The organism is Burkholderia sp. AU31652 (assembly GCF_002223155.1).
Classification (GTDB): Bacteria; Pseudomonadota; Gammaproteobacteria; order Burkholderiales; family Burkholderiaceae; genus Burkholderia.
This window is the reverse complement of the sequence record NZ_NKFG01000003.1, coordinates 1,406,297-1,420,826: the sequence shown is the minus strand read 5'-3', so window position 1 is coordinate 1,420,826 and position 14,530 is coordinate 1,406,297. Positions and strand designations below refer to the sequence as shown.

The 14,530-nt window shown below is 71.2% G+C and carries 13 protein-coding genes and 1 riboswitch; of the genes, 7 read left to right on the top strand and 6 right to left on the bottom strand.

All coding sequences use genetic code 11. The features are described from left to right. The first annotated feature begins 5 nt into the window (after positions 1-5). Entirely contained in the window at positions 6-713 is a 708-nt protein-coding gene (locus tag CFB40_RS09155) for a pirin family protein (protein ID WP_089431083.1), read from the top strand. A gap of 217 nt (positions 714-930) precedes the next feature. Here CFB40_RS09155 and CFB40_RS09150 read toward each other — a convergent pair whose 3' ends face one another. Further along, positions 931-1,446 (bottom strand): MarR family winged helix-turn-helix transcriptional regulator, encoded by a 516-nt coding sequence (locus CFB40_RS09150; RefSeq protein ID WP_089425425.1) that lies wholly within the window; start codon positions 1,444-1,446, stop codon positions 931-933. Between the two features lie 131 nt (positions 1,447-1,577). Here CFB40_RS09150 and CFB40_RS09145 point away from each other — a divergent pair, with 131 nt between their 5' ends. Then, positions 1,578-2,756, top strand: coding sequence for an MFS transporter (locus CFB40_RS09145; RefSeq protein ID WP_089425424.1), 1,179 nt, complete (start codon positions 1,578-1,580; stop codon positions 2,754-2,756). Between the two features lie 213 nt (positions 2,757-2,969). Here CFB40_RS09145 and cobM read toward each other — a convergent pair whose 3' ends face one another. The 4 genes from cobM to cbiE are packed head-to-tail and all read right to left on the bottom strand — an operon-like array spanning position 2,970 to position 6,811. After that, positions 2,970-3,698 carry a precorrin-4 C(11)-methyltransferase gene (gene cobM / locus CFB40_RS09140; RefSeq protein WP_089425423.1) on the bottom strand — a complete coding sequence of 243 codons (729 nt, stop codon included), beginning with the start codon at positions 3,696-3,698 and terminating at the stop codon, positions 2,970-2,972. A 43-nt stretch (positions 3,699-3,741) separates the two neighbouring features. Further along, a complete protein-coding gene (locus CFB40_RS09135; protein WP_089431082.1) occupies positions 3,742-4,473 on the bottom strand; it encodes a cobalt-precorrin-6A reductase in 732 nt (243 codons plus the stop codon). Next, entirely contained in the window at positions 4,470-5,558 is a 1,089-nt protein-coding gene (locus CFB40_RS09130) for a cobalt-precorrin-5B (C(1))-methyltransferase (protein ID WP_089431081.1), read from the bottom strand. The genes CFB40_RS09135 and CFB40_RS09130 overlap by 4 nt, the downstream gene beginning before the upstream one ends. After that, a complete protein-coding gene (gene cbiE / locus CFB40_RS09125) occupies positions 5,558-6,811 on the bottom strand; it encodes a precorrin-6y C5,15-methyltransferase (decarboxylating) subunit CbiE (protein ID WP_089425420.1) in 1,254 nt (417 codons plus the stop codon). Before cbiE ends, CFB40_RS09130 begins: the two co-directional genes overlap by 1 nt. Positions 6,812-7,391: 580 nt before the next feature. Further along, a riboswitch (cobalamin riboswitch) is annotated at positions 7,392-7,582 on the top strand. 107 nt (positions 7,583-7,689) lie between these two features. On the opposite strand from cbiE, the gene cobG reads away from it, so the two are divergent. From cobG to cobJ, 4 genes are read left to right on the top strand one after another with little or no spacing between them, the layout of a single operon-like run. Continuing rightward, positions 7,690-9,054 (top strand): precorrin-3B synthase, encoded by a 1,365-nt coding sequence (cobG, locus tag CFB40_RS09120; RefSeq protein WP_306427340.1) that lies wholly within the window; start codon positions 7,690-7,692, stop codon positions 9,052-9,054. Further along, positions 9,047-9,673 carry a precorrin-8X methylmutase gene (locus CFB40_RS09115; protein WP_046545711.1) on the top strand — a complete coding sequence of 209 codons (627 nt, stop codon included), beginning with the start codon at positions 9,047-9,049 and terminating at the stop codon, positions 9,671-9,673. Before cobG ends, CFB40_RS09115 begins: the two co-directional genes overlap by 8 nt. Then, the gene (locus CFB40_RS09110; RefSeq protein WP_089431079.1) at positions 9,670-10,404 is read left to right on the top strand and encodes a precorrin-2 C(20)-methyltransferase; all 735 of its coding nucleotides are present in this window, start codon (positions 9,670-9,672) and stop codon (positions 10,402-10,404) included. The genes CFB40_RS09115 and CFB40_RS09110 overlap by 4 nt, the downstream gene beginning before the upstream one ends. Next, positions 10,401-12,110 carry a precorrin-3B C(17)-methyltransferase gene (gene cobJ / locus CFB40_RS09105; RefSeq protein ID WP_089431078.1) on the top strand — a complete coding sequence of 570 codons (1,710 nt, stop codon included), beginning with the start codon at positions 10,401-10,403 and terminating at the stop codon, positions 12,108-12,110. The genes CFB40_RS09110 and cobJ overlap by 4 nt, the downstream gene beginning before the upstream one ends. Before the next feature lie 6 nt (positions 12,111-12,116). On the opposite strand, the gene CFB40_RS09100 is transcribed toward cobJ, so the two are convergent. After that, positions 12,117-13,325, bottom strand: a complete 1,209-nt coding sequence (locus CFB40_RS09100; RefSeq protein WP_089431077.1) for an MFS transporter — start codon at positions 13,323-13,325, stop codon at positions 12,117-12,119. 94 nt (positions 13,326-13,419) lie between these two features. Here CFB40_RS09100 and CFB40_RS09095 point away from each other — a divergent pair, with 94 nt between their 5' ends. After that, positions 13,420-14,322, top strand: a complete 903-nt coding sequence (locus CFB40_RS09095) for a LysR substrate-binding domain-containing protein (protein WP_089431076.1) — start codon at positions 13,420-13,422, stop codon at positions 14,320-14,322. Positions 14,323-14,530 lie beyond the last annotated feature (208 nt).

Below are 14,530 nucleotides of genomic sequence, written 5' to 3'. Positions count from 1 at the left end.
CCCTCATGATCGAACATCGATCGTTTCAGTTGCTTGGCGCGACCCGCAGTGACCGGCGCGACACGCGGATGCATTTCCGCGTCGGCGCCTGCGGACGCCCCGATCACGGTTCGCTCGGCGCGCTCTACGCTTGGGACGACGAAGCGATCGCACCGCATGCCGCCTTTGGCCTAGACGCTCACCGGAACGTCGAGATCGTGACCTGGGTGCGCTCGGGCGCGATCACGTTCGAAGACGACGCGGGCAATCGCACGCGGCTGGTTGCCGATTCCATGCAGGTGATGCATGCCGGCGCCGCTATCCACCTTGCCGAGCGCAACGAGGAGAACGTCGCTGCGCGGCTGTTCCAGATCTGGCTGCATCCGCGCACGCCCGGCGGCACGCCGCGTTCGGCGACGCGAACCTGTTCGCGCGAATGTCGCGAAGGCCGCTTCGTCACGCTGGCGAGCGGCGATCCCGATGACGTGTGCGCGGGTGCGCTGCCCATCCACGCCGACGCGCGCGTGCGCATCGCGACGTTACGCCAGGGCACGACGGTGCATCACGTGTTGCCGGGGTCAGGCGTGGCGTATCTGGTTGCAGATCATGGCCGGCTCGATGTCGGCGAAGTCCGGCTCGCGCCGCGCGACGGGGTTGCCGTTCGCGACGAAGCGCGGCTCACGTTGGTGGCACGAGACGACACCGATGTCGTGATGGTCGAGCTTTTGCGGTAAGGGAGCCGTACCTTCGGGCTCGACCGCAACGACATGCTTCAATGGTTATGCGTCGTACGAAAAGCTCGGTTGGGTCGCTTTATGGGCCGTTTTGCGGTGAGGGGCAGACGTGGATCCGCGTGACGGGGTGTCCGCCACCGGGCGGCAAGCGGCGTCCACGTAAATCATGACGATTTTTTTGCCCGCCTCGTGCGTTCGCCTCACGCATGCCGCGGTGCTACTTCCCCTCCGCCCCTTTCGACGCCCCCTCTCCCAACCCCGCCAGCAACTTCCCCAGCAGTTCAGACAACTGCGCCTGTTCCGCATCCGACAACACGGCCAGCAACTCCCGCTGGTTGTCGATATGCGCGACGACTGCCTCATCGATCAGCGCGCGGCCGGTCTCCGTCAGCGCGACGAGCGTGCCGCGCCCGTCGGCCGGGTTCGGCCGGCGCTCCACCCACCCGGCCTTCTGCAACCGGTCGATGCGCGCGGTCATCCCGCCCGACGACATCATCAGCGCGTCGTACAGCGCCGTCGGCGTCAGCGCGAACGGCGCTCCGCCGCGCCGCAGCGTGGCCAGCACGTCGAACTCACCCGGCTGCATCCCGTAGCGCGCGAACAGCGGATTGAGACGGTCGCGCGCGATCACGAGCGCCGCTTCCTGCAGGCGCCCCATCACCACCATCGACGACGCGTCGAGATCCGGACGCTCGGCGCGCCATTGCGCGAGCGCATGCGCGGCTCGATCCATTAACCCTCCTCGGCTCACCAGTTATCTTGACGTCGAGATAAATCAGCATTTATCTTGATGTCGAGATACTTTACATGAAAAGCGCGGCACCTCACCGGAGGGCGCCGCGCACCGATATCGAGGGCCTTGCAATGAATCGCTTCACTTCCCCCGGATGGCGGCTTGCCGCCATCGTCCTGGTCGGGCTGAACCTGCGGCCGGCGCTCGCCGCGGTCGGCCCGTTGCTCGACATGATCCAGCGCGCGACCGGCATCAGTGACGGCGCGGCGAGCCTGCTGACGACGATCCCGATCCTGCTGATGGGCCTCGGCGCACTGAGTGCGCGGCGCCTGCAGCGCCTGACCGGCATCGCGGGCGGCGTCTGGCTCGGCGTCGCGTTGATCGGGCTCGCCTGCGTGTCGCGTATCGGCGCGCAGCACGCGTGGCTGCTGCTCGCGAGCGCCTGCTGCGCGGGCGTCGGGATCGCGATGGTGCAGGCGCTGCTGCCCGGCTTCGTGAAGGCGCATTTCGCGACGCGGATCGGCGGTGCGATGGGCGTCTACTCGACGTCGATCATGGGCGGCGCCGTGCTCGCGAGCGTCGTCGCGCCGTTCGCCGCGGCCCAGTGGGGCTGGCTCCCCGCGCTCGCGGGCTGGGCGCTGCCGGCCGGGGTGGCCGCGCTGGCGTGGCCGCTGGCCAGTCGCGGCGGCGACGCGCTCGCCGCCGGGCCGACGTCGGCGTCGAACGCGCAACCGTCGCGCTCGCCGCGCGCGTGGCGACTCGCGCTGTTCTTCGGCATCGCGACGGGCGCGTACACGCTCGTGCTCGCGTGGCTGCCGCCGTATTACATGCGGCTCGGCTGGTCGCCGACGGCGGCCGGCAGCCTGCTCGGCGGCGTGACGCTCGCGGAAGTCGTCGCGGGGCTGACGATCTCGGCGACGATCGACCGCCTGCCCGATCGCCGGCCCGCGCTGCATGCGGCGATCGCGTCGCTGTTCGTCGGCTTGCTGGTGATGCTGGCCGCACCCGAGGCGCTGGCGTTGCCGGCCGCGCTGCTGATGGGCGCGGGGATCGGCGCGCTGTTTCCGCTGTCGCTGATCGTCACCGTCGACCATGCGGCGACGCCGGCCGATGCCGCGTCGCTGACGGGGTTCGTGCAGGGCATCGGCTACCTGATCGCCGGGCTGTTTCCGTTCGCGGCGGGCATCGTGCGCCAACACCTCGCGGATCTGACGCCCGCATGGATCGCGATGGCCTGCCTGTGTGTCGCGCTGTTCGCGCTGGCGGCGGGGTTTGCGCCGAAGCGGGTGCTGCACGCCGCGCGTGCGTAGCGCGTGTCCCGCGCAATGTTGCCCCGCCGCGATCGGACAGGGCTGTGGTCGTGCTCAACTGCTCAACCTGCTCCCTGTCGTCGGCATCGCCGCGTCGATCCTGATCCTCGGCGAATCGGCGTCGCCGATCTGCTTCGCCGGCGGCGCGATCACGATCGGCGCGGCGCGCCCCTGCGTGAGCGCCGCACCGAACCCGGGCCGGCCCGCGCGTGCTCAGCCCGCGCTCGCGTACAGCGTCGAATCCGCGAACCCTTCGGCGTCCAGCACGCGCCCGATCAGGATCAGCGCGGTGCGCTCGATCTGCGTGCCCTGCACCTGGCCGACGATGTCGGCGAGCGTGCCGGTCACACGCTCTTCATCCGGCCAGCTCGCGCGATAGATCACCGCGACCGGGCAATCTGCGCCGTAATGCGGCAGCACTTCGTCGACGATACGGGCGAGATGGCGCACGCCGAGATGGATCGCGAGCGTCGCGCGGTGCGCGGCGAGCGCGCCGAGCGCTTCGCCTTCCGGCATCGTCGTCTTGCCCGCGAAGCGCGTGAGGATCACCGTCTGCGCGACACCGGGCAGCGTCAGCTCGACGCCGAGCGTTGCCGCGCACGCGGCCGTGGCCGTGACGCCGGGTACGATTTCATACGGAATCCCGAGCGCTTTCAAGCGGCGAATCTGCTCGCCGATCGCACCGTACAGCGACGGGTCACCCGAATGCACGCGCGCGACGTCCTGCCCTTTCGCATGCGCGTCGGCGAGCAACGCGACGATGGCGTCGAGGTCGAGTTCGGCGGTATTGACGACCTGCTCCGCGCGATGGCCGTCGAGCACGGCCGCCGGCACGAGCGAACCCGCATACAGGATCACCGGGCACGTGCGCACGAGGCGCTGGCCCTTCACCGTGATCAGCTCCGGGTCGCCGGGGCCCGCGCCGATGAAATACACCGTCATCGAAAAATCTCCGTCAATTCATGGGGTGACCGGCCGCGCGGCGTCATGCGCGCGCGGCGGGATCGAGCGCGTCGATGAGCGCCGCGGCGGAATCGAACGCGCGGTCGGCGTCGGGTAGCGGCGGCCGGCGCAGCATCACGACCGGCAGCCTGCGTTCGCGCGCGACATCGAGCTTGGCTTCCGTGGCCGCGCCGCCGCTGTTCTTGCTGACGACGACGTCGATGCCCATCAGCGCGAACAGCGCGCGCTCGCCGTCGAGCGTGAATGGCCCGCGCGCGGCGACGATCTGCGCATGGGCATTGCCGGGATGCGCGTCGAGGCAGCGCACGAGCCAGAACTGGTGCGGCGGGATCGCGTCGAGATGCGCGAGCGGTTCGCGGCCGAGCGTGAACAGCGGCCGCCTGAACGGCGCGAGCGCGGCCTCGATGCCGGCCCAGTCGTCGACCATGCGCCAGTCATCGCCGGGTTGCGCCACCCACGGCGCGCGGCGCAGCGCCCACAGCGGCACGCCCGCTTCACGCGCCGCGGCGGCGGCATTCGCGCTGATTTGCGCCGCATACGGATGGGTCGCGTCGATCACGAGGCCGATGCCGGCGTCGTGCAGATACGCGGCCAGGCCGGCCGCGCCACCGAAGCCGCCGACGCGCACGTCGCAGCGCAGGTCGTCGGGCACCTTGCCGAGGCCGGCCAGGCTGTACACGTGGTGAGGACCGAGTGCACGCGCGATCTTCAGTGCGTCGCCGGTGCCGCCGAGCAGCAGGATGCGCACGCTCATCGCGCCTCCCCGACGAAGCGGCCCTGCCGGTCGATCGCGAACATCTCGACGGCGACCGACGGCGGCACGATGTCGCGCGCGACGCGCAACGCCTGTGCACAGACGAGATCGCCGAGCGGCACGCCGTCGGCGTGTGCGAGCTTCAATGCTTCCTGGCTCGTGTTCGCGGCGCGCATCGCGGCCTGCAGCGTGTCGCTTGCGCCCGCCTCGGCCGCCCACTGCGCGAGCAGCGGCAGGTCGATGCTCGAATGGCGGCTATGCAGGTCGAGATGGCCGGCCGCGAGCTTGCTGAGCTTGCCGAAGCCGCCGCACATCGACAGCCGCGCGACCGGCGCGCGCCGCAGGTGCTTGAGCACCGCGCCCGCGAAATCGCCCATCTCGATCAGCGCCATGTCGGGCAGGTGATAGTGCGCGCGCATCGCGTCCTCGCTTGCGTTGCCCGTGCACGCGGCGATGTGCGCGATGCCGTTCGCGCGGGCGACGTCGATGCCCTGGTGGATCGACGCGATATAGGCCGAACACGAGAACGGCCGCACGATGCCGGTCGTGCCGAGGATCGACAGGCCGCCGACGATGCCGAGGCGCGGGTTCATCGTCTTCAGCGCGAGCGCTTCGCCGCCTTCGACGCCGATCGTCACGTCGAAGCCGCCCGCATAGCCGTGCTCGGCCGCCAGCGCGTCCAGGTGCGTCGTCATCATCTGGCGCGGCACCGGGTTGATCGCCGGTTCGCCGACCGGCAGCGTCAGCCCCGCGCGCGTGACCGTGCCGACGCCCGGCCCCGCATGAAACCGCACGCCGGGCACCGCCGCGAGCGCGACGCGCGCGAAGATCAGCGCGCCGTGCGTGACGTCCGGATCGTCGCCGGCATCCTTGATCGTGCCGGCTTCCGCACCGTCGGCGGTCGCCCGGCAGAACTCGAGCCGCATCATCACGCGCTGCCCCTTCGGCAGCACGATCTCGACCGCGTCGTCCGCACTACCCGCGAGCAGCAATCGCGCGGCGGCGAGCGACGTCGCGGTCGCGCAGCTGCCGGTCGTATAGCCGAAGCGTAGCGGCGCGGGCTGTTCGGGAGTCTCGTCGCGCATCACGCGTCCGTTGCGTTCGTCGTGGCCGGCGCTGCGGACGTGTCGGCCGCGTCGGGCTTGCGCACGTCGTACAGCGTGACCGGCAACGGTTGTCGCCACGTATCGAAGCGGCCGAGCGGCTCGGCGTGTGCGAGCGACACGCGCGTGAGCGTGCCGCCGTGCGCCTCGCGCCAGGCGGCGAGCGTCATCTCGCCCTGCAGCGTGACCGCGTTCGCGACCAGCCGGCCGCCGGGCTTCAGCGTTGCCCAGCACGCGTCGAGCACGCCGGGCGCGGTCGCCCCGCCGCCGATGAAGATCGCGTCGGGCGCGGCGAGCCCCGCGAGCGCATCGGGCGCGCGGCCCGCGACGAGCTGCAGGCCCGGCACGCCGAGCGCGTCGCGGTTGTGCTCGATGAAGCGCTGCCGCTCCGCATGCGCTTCGATCGCGATCGCCTGGCATGACGGATGCGCGCGCATCCATTCGATGCCGATCGAGCCGCTGCCGGCGCCGACGTCCCACAGCAGCTCGCCGGGCGCGGGCGCGAGACGCCCGAGCGTCATCGCGCGCAGGTCGCGCTTGGTGAGCTGGCCGTCGTGACGGTACGCATCGTCGGGCAGGCCGGGCGTGAGCGCGCGGCGCGGCGCGTCACGGCCGGCCTGGCAATCGAGCGCGACCAGGTTGAGCGCGGCCGTTTCGTCGATGCGCCAGTCCTGCGCGAGAGCGTCGAGACGCCGCTCGAGCGGGCCACCGAGATGTTCGAACACGCTGATGCGCGTCGGCCCGAAGCCGCGTGCGACGAGTTCGGCCGCGACGGCGGCCGGCGTGCGGCCGTCGGCGCTCAGCACGAACAGGCGGCGCCCGGGCAGCAGATGACGCGCGAGCGTCGCAAGCGGCCGGCCGACGAGCGAGACCGCGCCGACCTCCTGCAGCGCCCAGCCGAGGCGCGCGGCCGCGAGCGACAGCGAGGACGGCGCGGGCAGTACGCGCCATTCGTCGGGGGAAAGCTGGCGCGCGAGCGTGGCGCCGACACCGAACAGCATCGGGTCGCCGCTGGCGAGCACGCAGACGGGCGACGCGCGCCGCGCCAGCACGCCCGCGAGGTCGAACGGCGACGGCCACGCTTCGCGCGCGGCCGGCAGCCGCGCGGGCAGCATGTCGAGATGCCGCTTCGCGCCGACGACGAGCGTCGCGTCGAGCAGTGCGCGACGCGCACTGCGCCCGAGCCCCGCGTAACCGTCGTCGCCGATGCCCACTACCGTCAGCCACGCCGTCATGCACCCTTCCCCATCGTTCGATTTCCTACCGTGTGTTGCGATGCGCGGCGGCTGGGCTGCCGCGCGTTGATTCGTTGACGATCCCGATCCGCTCCCGCGCCGTGCGTGTCGCCCGCCCGCCGGTGCGATACGGCCACGACGTCGGCCGAGCGGCACGCCGACGACAAACGTCAGCAAGGCCAGAACCATCCCGCCGATCGACGCGATCAGCAGCCAGCCGAGCAGCAGCCACATGAGCGAGCGTGCATCGGTTTTCCGGTACAGGAACGTGCCGCCCGCCGCGATCGGCACGCCGAGGCCGGCGAGTCCGACATTCTTCGGCCACTCGGCCGACGGCGCAAGCGGGATCAGTATGCACGCGAGCAGCATCCAGGCCGGGATGGCCAGCAGGCCCAGCGCGATGCCCATGCCGAACAGCTCCGTCCTGCCGAGTGCCATCGCGGATGCCGGCGGTCGCCGATCGGGTGTCGAGCCGCCAATCGTACCATTTGCGAGATAGCGCCAAACCGGCTGCGACCGCGCTGTGACGCGGTTGCGCGGCATATCGACAATGCCGGATCGTCTCGAAAATCGGGTATCCTACGGCCGTTCGTTCGCCGGTGCCCTTCGGGGCCGAAGAGGGAACACAGGGCGCGCCACGCGCCGCTGTGGCTGCCCCCGCAACTGTAGACAGCGAGCCGATCTCCCCCTCATGCCACTGGTTCCACCGGGAAGGCCGGGAGCCGGCGCCGACCTGTCAGCCAGGAGACCTGCCGGCCAGAAAGTGCGTGCGTGCCAGTCGGCGTCGGGCGGGGTGTACCGATGCGTTGGCCGCGGCCCGACACTGTCCCGGTACCCCGTTGAGCTCCGCCCCCGTTTCGATTCCTGCGTCGCCCGTCGTGCGCCCGTCGGCCTGCCCGGGGCTCGTGCGCGTGGTCGCGGCCGCCGACGGCGGGCTGTGCCGGATCAAGCTGCCGGGCGGCCGGCTCGATGCGCGGCAGGCGCGTGCGATCGCCGCCGCCGCGCGCGCCTTCGGCTCCGGCACGATCGACGCCACCAATCGCGCGAATCTCCAGCTGCGCGGCATTCGTGACGGCGCGGCCGACGCGCTGACGCGTGCGTTGCTCGAAGCGGGTCTCGGCCCGCCCGTCGACGCCACCTCGAATGCAGACGCCGATGCGGCCGCGCTCGCCGCGAGCGACGACGTGCGCAACGTGCTGCTCAGCCCGCTCGCCGGCCACGACCCTGCCGCGCTCGTCGACAGCCGCGCGCTTGCCGCGCCGCTCTTCGACATGCTGGCGCGCGAGCCCCGCCGCGGCGAGCTGTCGCCGAAATTCTCGATCCAGCTCGACGGCGGCGAATCGGTTGCGGCGCTCGATCATCCTCACGACATCTGGCTGGCCGCCCGGCGTCGCGGCGACGGCGCGGTGCGCGTCGCGGCCGGGCTGGCCGGTTGTCCGCCGGTCGCGCACGATGACCCACCCGCTTCGGTCGATGTCGCGCCCGATCAAGCTGCTGCGCTGGGCCGTGCGCTGCTGCTCGCGTTTCTCGATCTCGCACCGGCCGACGTCACGCGGATGCGCCCGCTGCTCGCAACATGCGGCGAACGCGCGCTGCTCGAACGCGCGCAGCACTACCTGCCCTTCCCGCTTGAAGCCGATCCGGCACTCGCCGGCTGGCGTCGCACGTGCACCGACCCGACGCTGCGTTTCGGCGTGCGCCCGTCGCTCGATGCGACGCGCTGCAACGTCGGCGCGCAATTCGTGCTCGGCCGACTCGATGCCACCCAACTGGAACGGCTCGCGGCGCTGGCCGAAACCGACGGCGACGGCACGCTGTCGATGACGCCATGGCAAGGCGTGTTCTTGCATGACGTCTCGCGCGAACGCGCACCGGCCACGCTCGATGCGCTCGCGTCGCTTGGCCTCGTCTGCGCGTCGTCGGACCCGCTGGCGACGCTCGTCGCGTGCACCGGCAGCGCGGGCTGCGCGAAAGCGCGCGCCGACACGAAGCACGACGCACGCGCGCTCGCCGCCCGCATCGGCCATGCAGTCGACGTGCACCTGACCGGCTGCGAACGCCACTGCGCGCTGCCGCATCCCGCGACGCACACGCTCGTCGCGGTGGCGCCCGCGCACTACGACCTTTACCGGCGCGACGCCGCCGCGGGCCTTGGCGCCCCGCTCGCGCGCCATCTGACGATTGACCAGGCCGCGGCCCGACTGACGGGCGCGCGGCACAGCCAGGACACCACCGATGCTTGACTACATTCGCGACGGGCAGGAAATCTACCGCCAGTCGTTCGCGACGATCCGCGCCGAGGCCGACCTGTCGCAGGTTCCGCCCGACCTCGAGAAACTCGCGGTGCGCGTGATCCATGCGTGCGGGATGGTCGACGTCGTCTACGACCTGCGCTTCTCGGCCGGCGCCGGCACGGCGGGCCGCACGGCGCTCGCCGCCGGCGCGCCGATCCTGTGCGATGCGCGGATGGTCGCCGAAGGCATTACGCGTGCGCGGCTGCCTGCCGACAACCGCGTGATCTGCACGCTCGGCGAGCCCGAGGTGCCCGATCTCGCGCGGCATCTCGGCAACACGCGTTCGGCCGCCGCGCTCGAGCTGTGGCGTCCGCATCTCGCGGGCAGCGTCGTCGTGATCGGCAATGCGCCGACCGCGCTGTTCCACCTGCTCGACATGATCGACGCCGGTGCGCCGCGCCCCGCGCTGATCCTCGGTTTCCCGGTCGGCTTCATCGGCGCGGCCGAATCGAAGGCGCTGCTCGATGCCGACAGCCGCGGCGTGCCGTACGTCGCCCTGCTCGGCCGGCGCGGCGGCAGCGCGATGGCGGCGGCAGCGGTCAACGCGCTCGCGACGGAGGTCGAATGACGACCGCGCGCGGACGCCTGTTCGGTGTCGGTGTCGGCCCCGGCGATCCCGAACTGATGACGATCAAGGCGCTGCGCGTGCTGCAGGCCGCGCACGTGGTCGCGTATTTCGTCGCGAAGGGCAAGAAAGGCAATGCGTACGGCATCGTCGAAGCGCACCTCCAGGACGCGCAGACGCAGCTGCCGCTCGTCTATCCGGTGACGACCGAGGCCTTGCCGCCGCCGCTGTGCTACGAGACGGTGATCGCCGACTTCTACGACACGGCCGCCGAGATCGTTGCCGCGCACCTCGACGCGGGGCGCGACGTCGCGGTGATCTGCGAAGGCGACCCGTTCTTCTACGGCTCGTACATGTACCTGCACGACCGCCTCGCGCCGCGCTACGACACCGAGGTGATTCCGGGCGTGTGCGCGATGCTCGGGGGCACCGCGGTGCTCGGCCAACCGCTCGTCTATCGCAACCAGAGCCTGTCGGTGCTGTCGGGCGTGCTGCCCGAGCATGAACTGCGCGAGCGGCTCGCGCGGGCCGACGCGGCCGTCGTGATGAAGCTCGGGCGCAATTTCGACAAGGTGCGGCGCGTGCTCGACGAGCTGGGGCTCGCGAAGCGCGCGCTGTATGTCGAGCGCGCGACGATGGCGAGCCAGCGCATCGTGCCGCTCGACGAAGTCGACCCGATGGCGTCGCCGTATTTCTCGCTGCTCGTCGTGCCGGGGGAAAAATGGCAAGGATGACCACGCCGCCCGCGATCGTGATTCTCGGCGCGGGCGCGCTCGATACCGCGCGGCGCATCCAGGCGCGTTATCCGGGTGCGCTCGTGCATGGCCTCGCATCGCGTGTCGCGGCCGACGTGCCGTTCGACGATCTCGGCGCGCATCTGCGTGAACTCTATGCGCGCGGTGTGCCGATCGTCGCGCTGTGCGCGGCCGGCATCGTGATCCGCTGCATCGCCCCCGCGCTCGCCGACAAGGGCATCGAGCCGCCCGTGCTCGCGGTGGCGGAAGACGGCTCGGCGGTCGTGCCGCTGCTCGGCGGGCTGACGGGTGTCAACGTGATCGCGCGGGAAATCGCCGCATGCGTCGGCGTCGCGCCGGCGATCACGACGAGCGGCGAACTGCGCTTCGGCGCGTGCGTGCTCAATCCGCCGGAAGGCTATGCGCTTGCCGATCTCGGCCAGGGCAAGCGCTTCGTCTCCGATCTGCTCGCGGGCGCGTCGACGCGCATCGACGGCGCGGCGCCGTGGCTCGACGATGTTGCGCTGCCGCGCGACGAAGCCGCCGCGCATGCGATCCGCGTGACCCCCGACGCATGGCGCGGTACGCGCGACGAACTCGTGATTCATCCGCGCAGCGTCGTGGTCGGCGTCGATGCGCGGGCTATCCACGCGGATGAAGCGCTTGCCGCACGCATTGATGCAGCACTCGATTCGCAAGGTCTCGCGCGGCTGGCGCTCGCCGCGATCGTTGCGCCCGCATCGGCAATCGGTGATGGCGTACTGGAAGAAGCGGCGCAAACGCTCGACGTGCCGCTGCGCTTCGTAGATGCCGACGCTGACGCGACAGATGATGCGGCCACCCTGCTCGGCCGCGCGTTGCGCGTCGCGCACACGCTGCGCGCCCCGACGAACGGCATCGCATGCGCGGTCGCGTCGCATCCGGTCGATCCCGCCACGCTCGGCCGTGCACGCGGCCGACTGACGGTGCTCGGCCTCGGCCCGGGCGGCGCCGAGTGGCTCACGCCGGCCGCGCGCGCCGCGCTCGAGGACGCGACCGACATCCTCGGCTACACGACCTACGTGAACATGGCCGGCCCGTTCCGCGCCGACCAGCGCGTGCACGGCACCGACAATCGCGAGGAGATGCAGCGCGCGCGCCATGCGTTCGAGCTTGCAGCCGAAGGCCGGCGCGTCGCGGTCGTGTCGTCGGGCGACCCGGGCGTGTTCGCGATGGCCGCGGCCGTGCTCGAAGCGCTCGACGAAGCGCGCGATCCGCACTGGGCCGCGGTCGACCTGCGCGTGGAACCCGGCATCTCGGCGTCGCTCGCGACGGCCGCGCAGGCCGGTGCGCCGCTCGGTCACGACTTCTGCGCGATTTCGCTGTCGGACAACCTGAAGCCGTGGGATGTGATCGAGACGCGCCTGCGGCACGCGGCGCAGGCCGATCTGGTGATGGCGTTCTACAACCCGATCTCGCGTGCACGGCCGTGGCAGCTCGATCGTGCGCTCGACGTCGTGCGCGCGCACCGCAGCGCCGAGACGGTGGTCGTGCTCGGCCGCGACATCGGCCGGCCGGGCGCGACGCTCACGACGACGACGCTCGGCGCGTTGCGCAGCGACCAGGTCGACATGCGCACGATGGTGATCGTCGGCTCGTCGACGACGCGGCGCTTCGCAATCGGCAATACACGCGAGTGGGTCTATACGCCGCGCTGGTATCGCTGAACCCGGTCAGCGCGTCGGTGTGACGCCGCGTGCGTCGGCCTGCGCGGTGCCGGCTGTGCCGTCGGCGCGCCAGAACCGGTACACGAGCACGCCGACGATCGCTTGCGTCGCGACCACGAACGCGACGCAGCCGGCCCATCCCCACCGATGCCAGCCGGGCACCGGCAGGATCGAGCCGAGGCTGCCGCCGAAGTAATAGCAGGACAGGTAGATGCCGATCGCCGTCGAGCGCGCGCTCGACGCCGCCTGCGAGATGAACGTGTTGGCCGACGCCTGTTCGACGAACACGGCGGTCGAGCTGAGCGCGAGGCCGGCCAGGATCACCGGCACGTGGTTGGACAGCGTGAGCAGCGCCCCGCCGATCGCGAGCGCGGCCGCGGCAAGCCCCGGCGCGCGCGGGCCGCGATGCCGCGCGAGGCGCCCTGCCAGCGGGGTCACGACCACCGCCACCAGAAACACCGCGTAGATCGCGCCGATCCCGACCGTGCCGAAGTTGAACGGCGCGCGGGCCAGGCGCAGGCCGACGAACGTGAACGTCGCGACCTGCGACGCGAGCACGCATGCGCCGATCGCGAACGATGCAAGCAGCGGGCCGCGCGTGACGATGCGCCAGGACGGCCCCGCACCGCTATCCGCAACGTGCTCGACGCGCCGCGCGATCGCGCCGGACGCCGGCAGGCTCGCGTAGATCGCGACGCCCGTGACGAGACACAGCGCCGCGACGACGTCGAGCGCATGCCGCCAGCCCCAGATCGACGTCATCAGGTTGGTCGCGAAGCGGCCGGCGAAACCGCCGAGCGTCGTGCCGGCGACGAACAGCGCGCTGATCTCGGCGGAGGTGCCGCGATCGAAGCGCTCGGCGATATAGGCGATCGACAGCGCGAAAATGAAGGGCATGACGAGACCGGCTGCAAAGCGCGCGCCGAGGAACGACGTGAAACCGCCCGCCTGCGCGGACCACACGACCGGCAGCGCGACGGCCACCGCCGCGAGCGAGATCGCGACGCGCCGCTCGATGCGCGCGGCCAGCATGCCGACGAACGGCGCGATAATGGCGACGGCCGTCGTGGTGGCGCTCACGCCCTGCCCCGCGCGCTCCGCGCTGACACCGAAGGTGGCCGCGAGTTCGTGCAGGATGCCCTGCGTCGAATACAGATTGAGAAACGCGGCGAAGCCGCAGAGAAAGAACGCGATGCGCGTGGTCCTGTCGTTCATCGGAGCGGCCTGGTCGTCGATACCGACAGTCTGACGAGCGCGCCGCGTGCACGCCAATACCGTTTTCATCGCGATTGATACCGGAACGACAACAATGCTCGACCTACGCCGCCTCCGCTATTTCGTGGTCGTCGCCGACGAACTGCACTTCGGCCGCGCGGCGTTGCGCCTGCGGGTCGCGCAGCCGCCGCTGACGCGCCATATCGCTGCACTCGAAAGCGAGCTCGGCGTCCGGCTGTTCGAGCGTTCGACGCGCGCGGTGCGGCTGACGCCGGAAGGCGCCGCGTTCCTCGACCATGCGCGCCACGTCGTCAGCGCGGCCGCCGAGGCCGAGGCGAGCGCGCGCAAGATCGCGCAGGGCGTTGCCGGGCGAATCGTGATCGGCTATGCGAGCTCGATCCCGATGTCCGACACGTTCCCGGACGTTATCCGCGTCGCGAGCCGGACGATGCCCGACGTCGAGCTGGCGTTCCGCGAGGCGGCGACCGCGAGCCAGCGCCAGCAGATCGCGGACGGCACGATGGACATCGGTTTCGGCTGGGCGTGGCACGGTGCGCCCGGCGTGCCGGTGGCATCGCTCGTCGTGTCGCGCGAACCGCTCGTCGCGGCCGTGCCGGCCGGCGATCCGCTCGCGAGCCGTGCGAGCGTCGACGTCGCGGCGCTTGCGCACGCAACCTTCGTCACCTTTCCGCCCGGTTACGGCTCGGCATTGACCGCGGCACTGGACGACCTGTGCGCGCAAGCCGGATTCACGCCGCGGATCGGCGCGACCGCCGCACAGATCACGACGCTCGTGTCGCTGGTGGCCGCCGAACGCGGCATCGCGATCGTGCCGGGTTTCACGGCCACGCTGCAGCGTCCGGGCGTCGTCTACGTGCCGCTCGCCGGCACGCGCGCGGTCGAGCAGATCGTGTCGTGGAACGAGCCGTTCGCGTCGGCGTGCGTCGAGCGCTTCGTCGCACTGGCGCGCTCGCTCGTGCAGCCGCCATCGGCTTGAAGCGCGACGAGCGACACGCGTCGGGCCTCTCCCGGTCGATCGGAAAAATCACCCGTGTCACGCATTCAGGAACTGTGTCGAATCGGCAAGATCGTTACGTATCGGGAATCAAATAACAAAAAGAACTCCTGACTATTCACTATTCGACGCGAATCCTCCAAGATGAGCACGCCGTCGGCCGGGCCTGCCCGGTCGCCCGACCGGCGGC

Coding starts and splice junctions, on each gene's coding strand:
- CFB40_RS09155 (WP_089431083.1), top strand. CDS start 6: ATGATCGAACATCGATCGTTTCAGTTGCTTGGCGCGACCCGCAGTGAC.
- CFB40_RS09150 (WP_089425425.1), bottom strand. CDS start 1,446: ATGGATCGAGCCGCGCATGCGCTCGCGCAATGGCGCGCCGAGCGTCCG.
- CFB40_RS09145 (WP_089425424.1), top strand. CDS start 1,578: ATGAATCGCTTCACTTCCCCCGGATGGCGGCTTGCCGCCATCGTCCTG.
- cobM (WP_089425423.1), bottom strand. CDS start 3,698: ATGACGGTGTATTTCATCGGCGCGGGCCCCGGCGACCCGGAGCTGATC.
- CFB40_RS09135 (WP_089431082.1), bottom strand. CDS start 4,473: ATGAGCGTGCGCATCCTGCTGCTCGGCGGCACCGGCGACGCACTGAAG.
- CFB40_RS09130 (WP_089431081.1), bottom strand. CDS start 5,558: ATGCGCGACGAGACTCCCGAACAGCCCGCGCCGCTACGCTTCGGCTAT.
- cbiE (WP_089425420.1), bottom strand. CDS start 6,811: ATGACGGCGTGGCTGACGGTAGTGGGCATCGGCGACGACGGTTACGCG.
- CFB40_RS09115 (WP_046545711.1), top strand. CDS start 9,047: ATGCTTGACTACATTCGCGACGGGCAGGAAATCTACCGCCAGTCGTTC.
- CFB40_RS09110 (WP_089431079.1), top strand. CDS start 9,670: ATGACGACCGCGCGCGGACGCCTGTTCGGTGTCGGTGTCGGCCCCGGC.
- cobJ (WP_089431078.1), top strand. CDS start 10,401: ATGACCACGCCGCCCGCGATCGTGATTCTCGGCGCGGGCGCGCTCGAT.
- CFB40_RS09100 (WP_089431077.1), bottom strand. CDS start 13,325: ATGAACGACAGGACCACGCGCATCGCGTTCTTTCTCTGCGGCTTCGCC.
- CFB40_RS09095 (WP_089431076.1), top strand. CDS start 13,420: ATGCTCGACCTACGCCGCCTCCGCTATTTCGTGGTCGTCGCCGACGAA.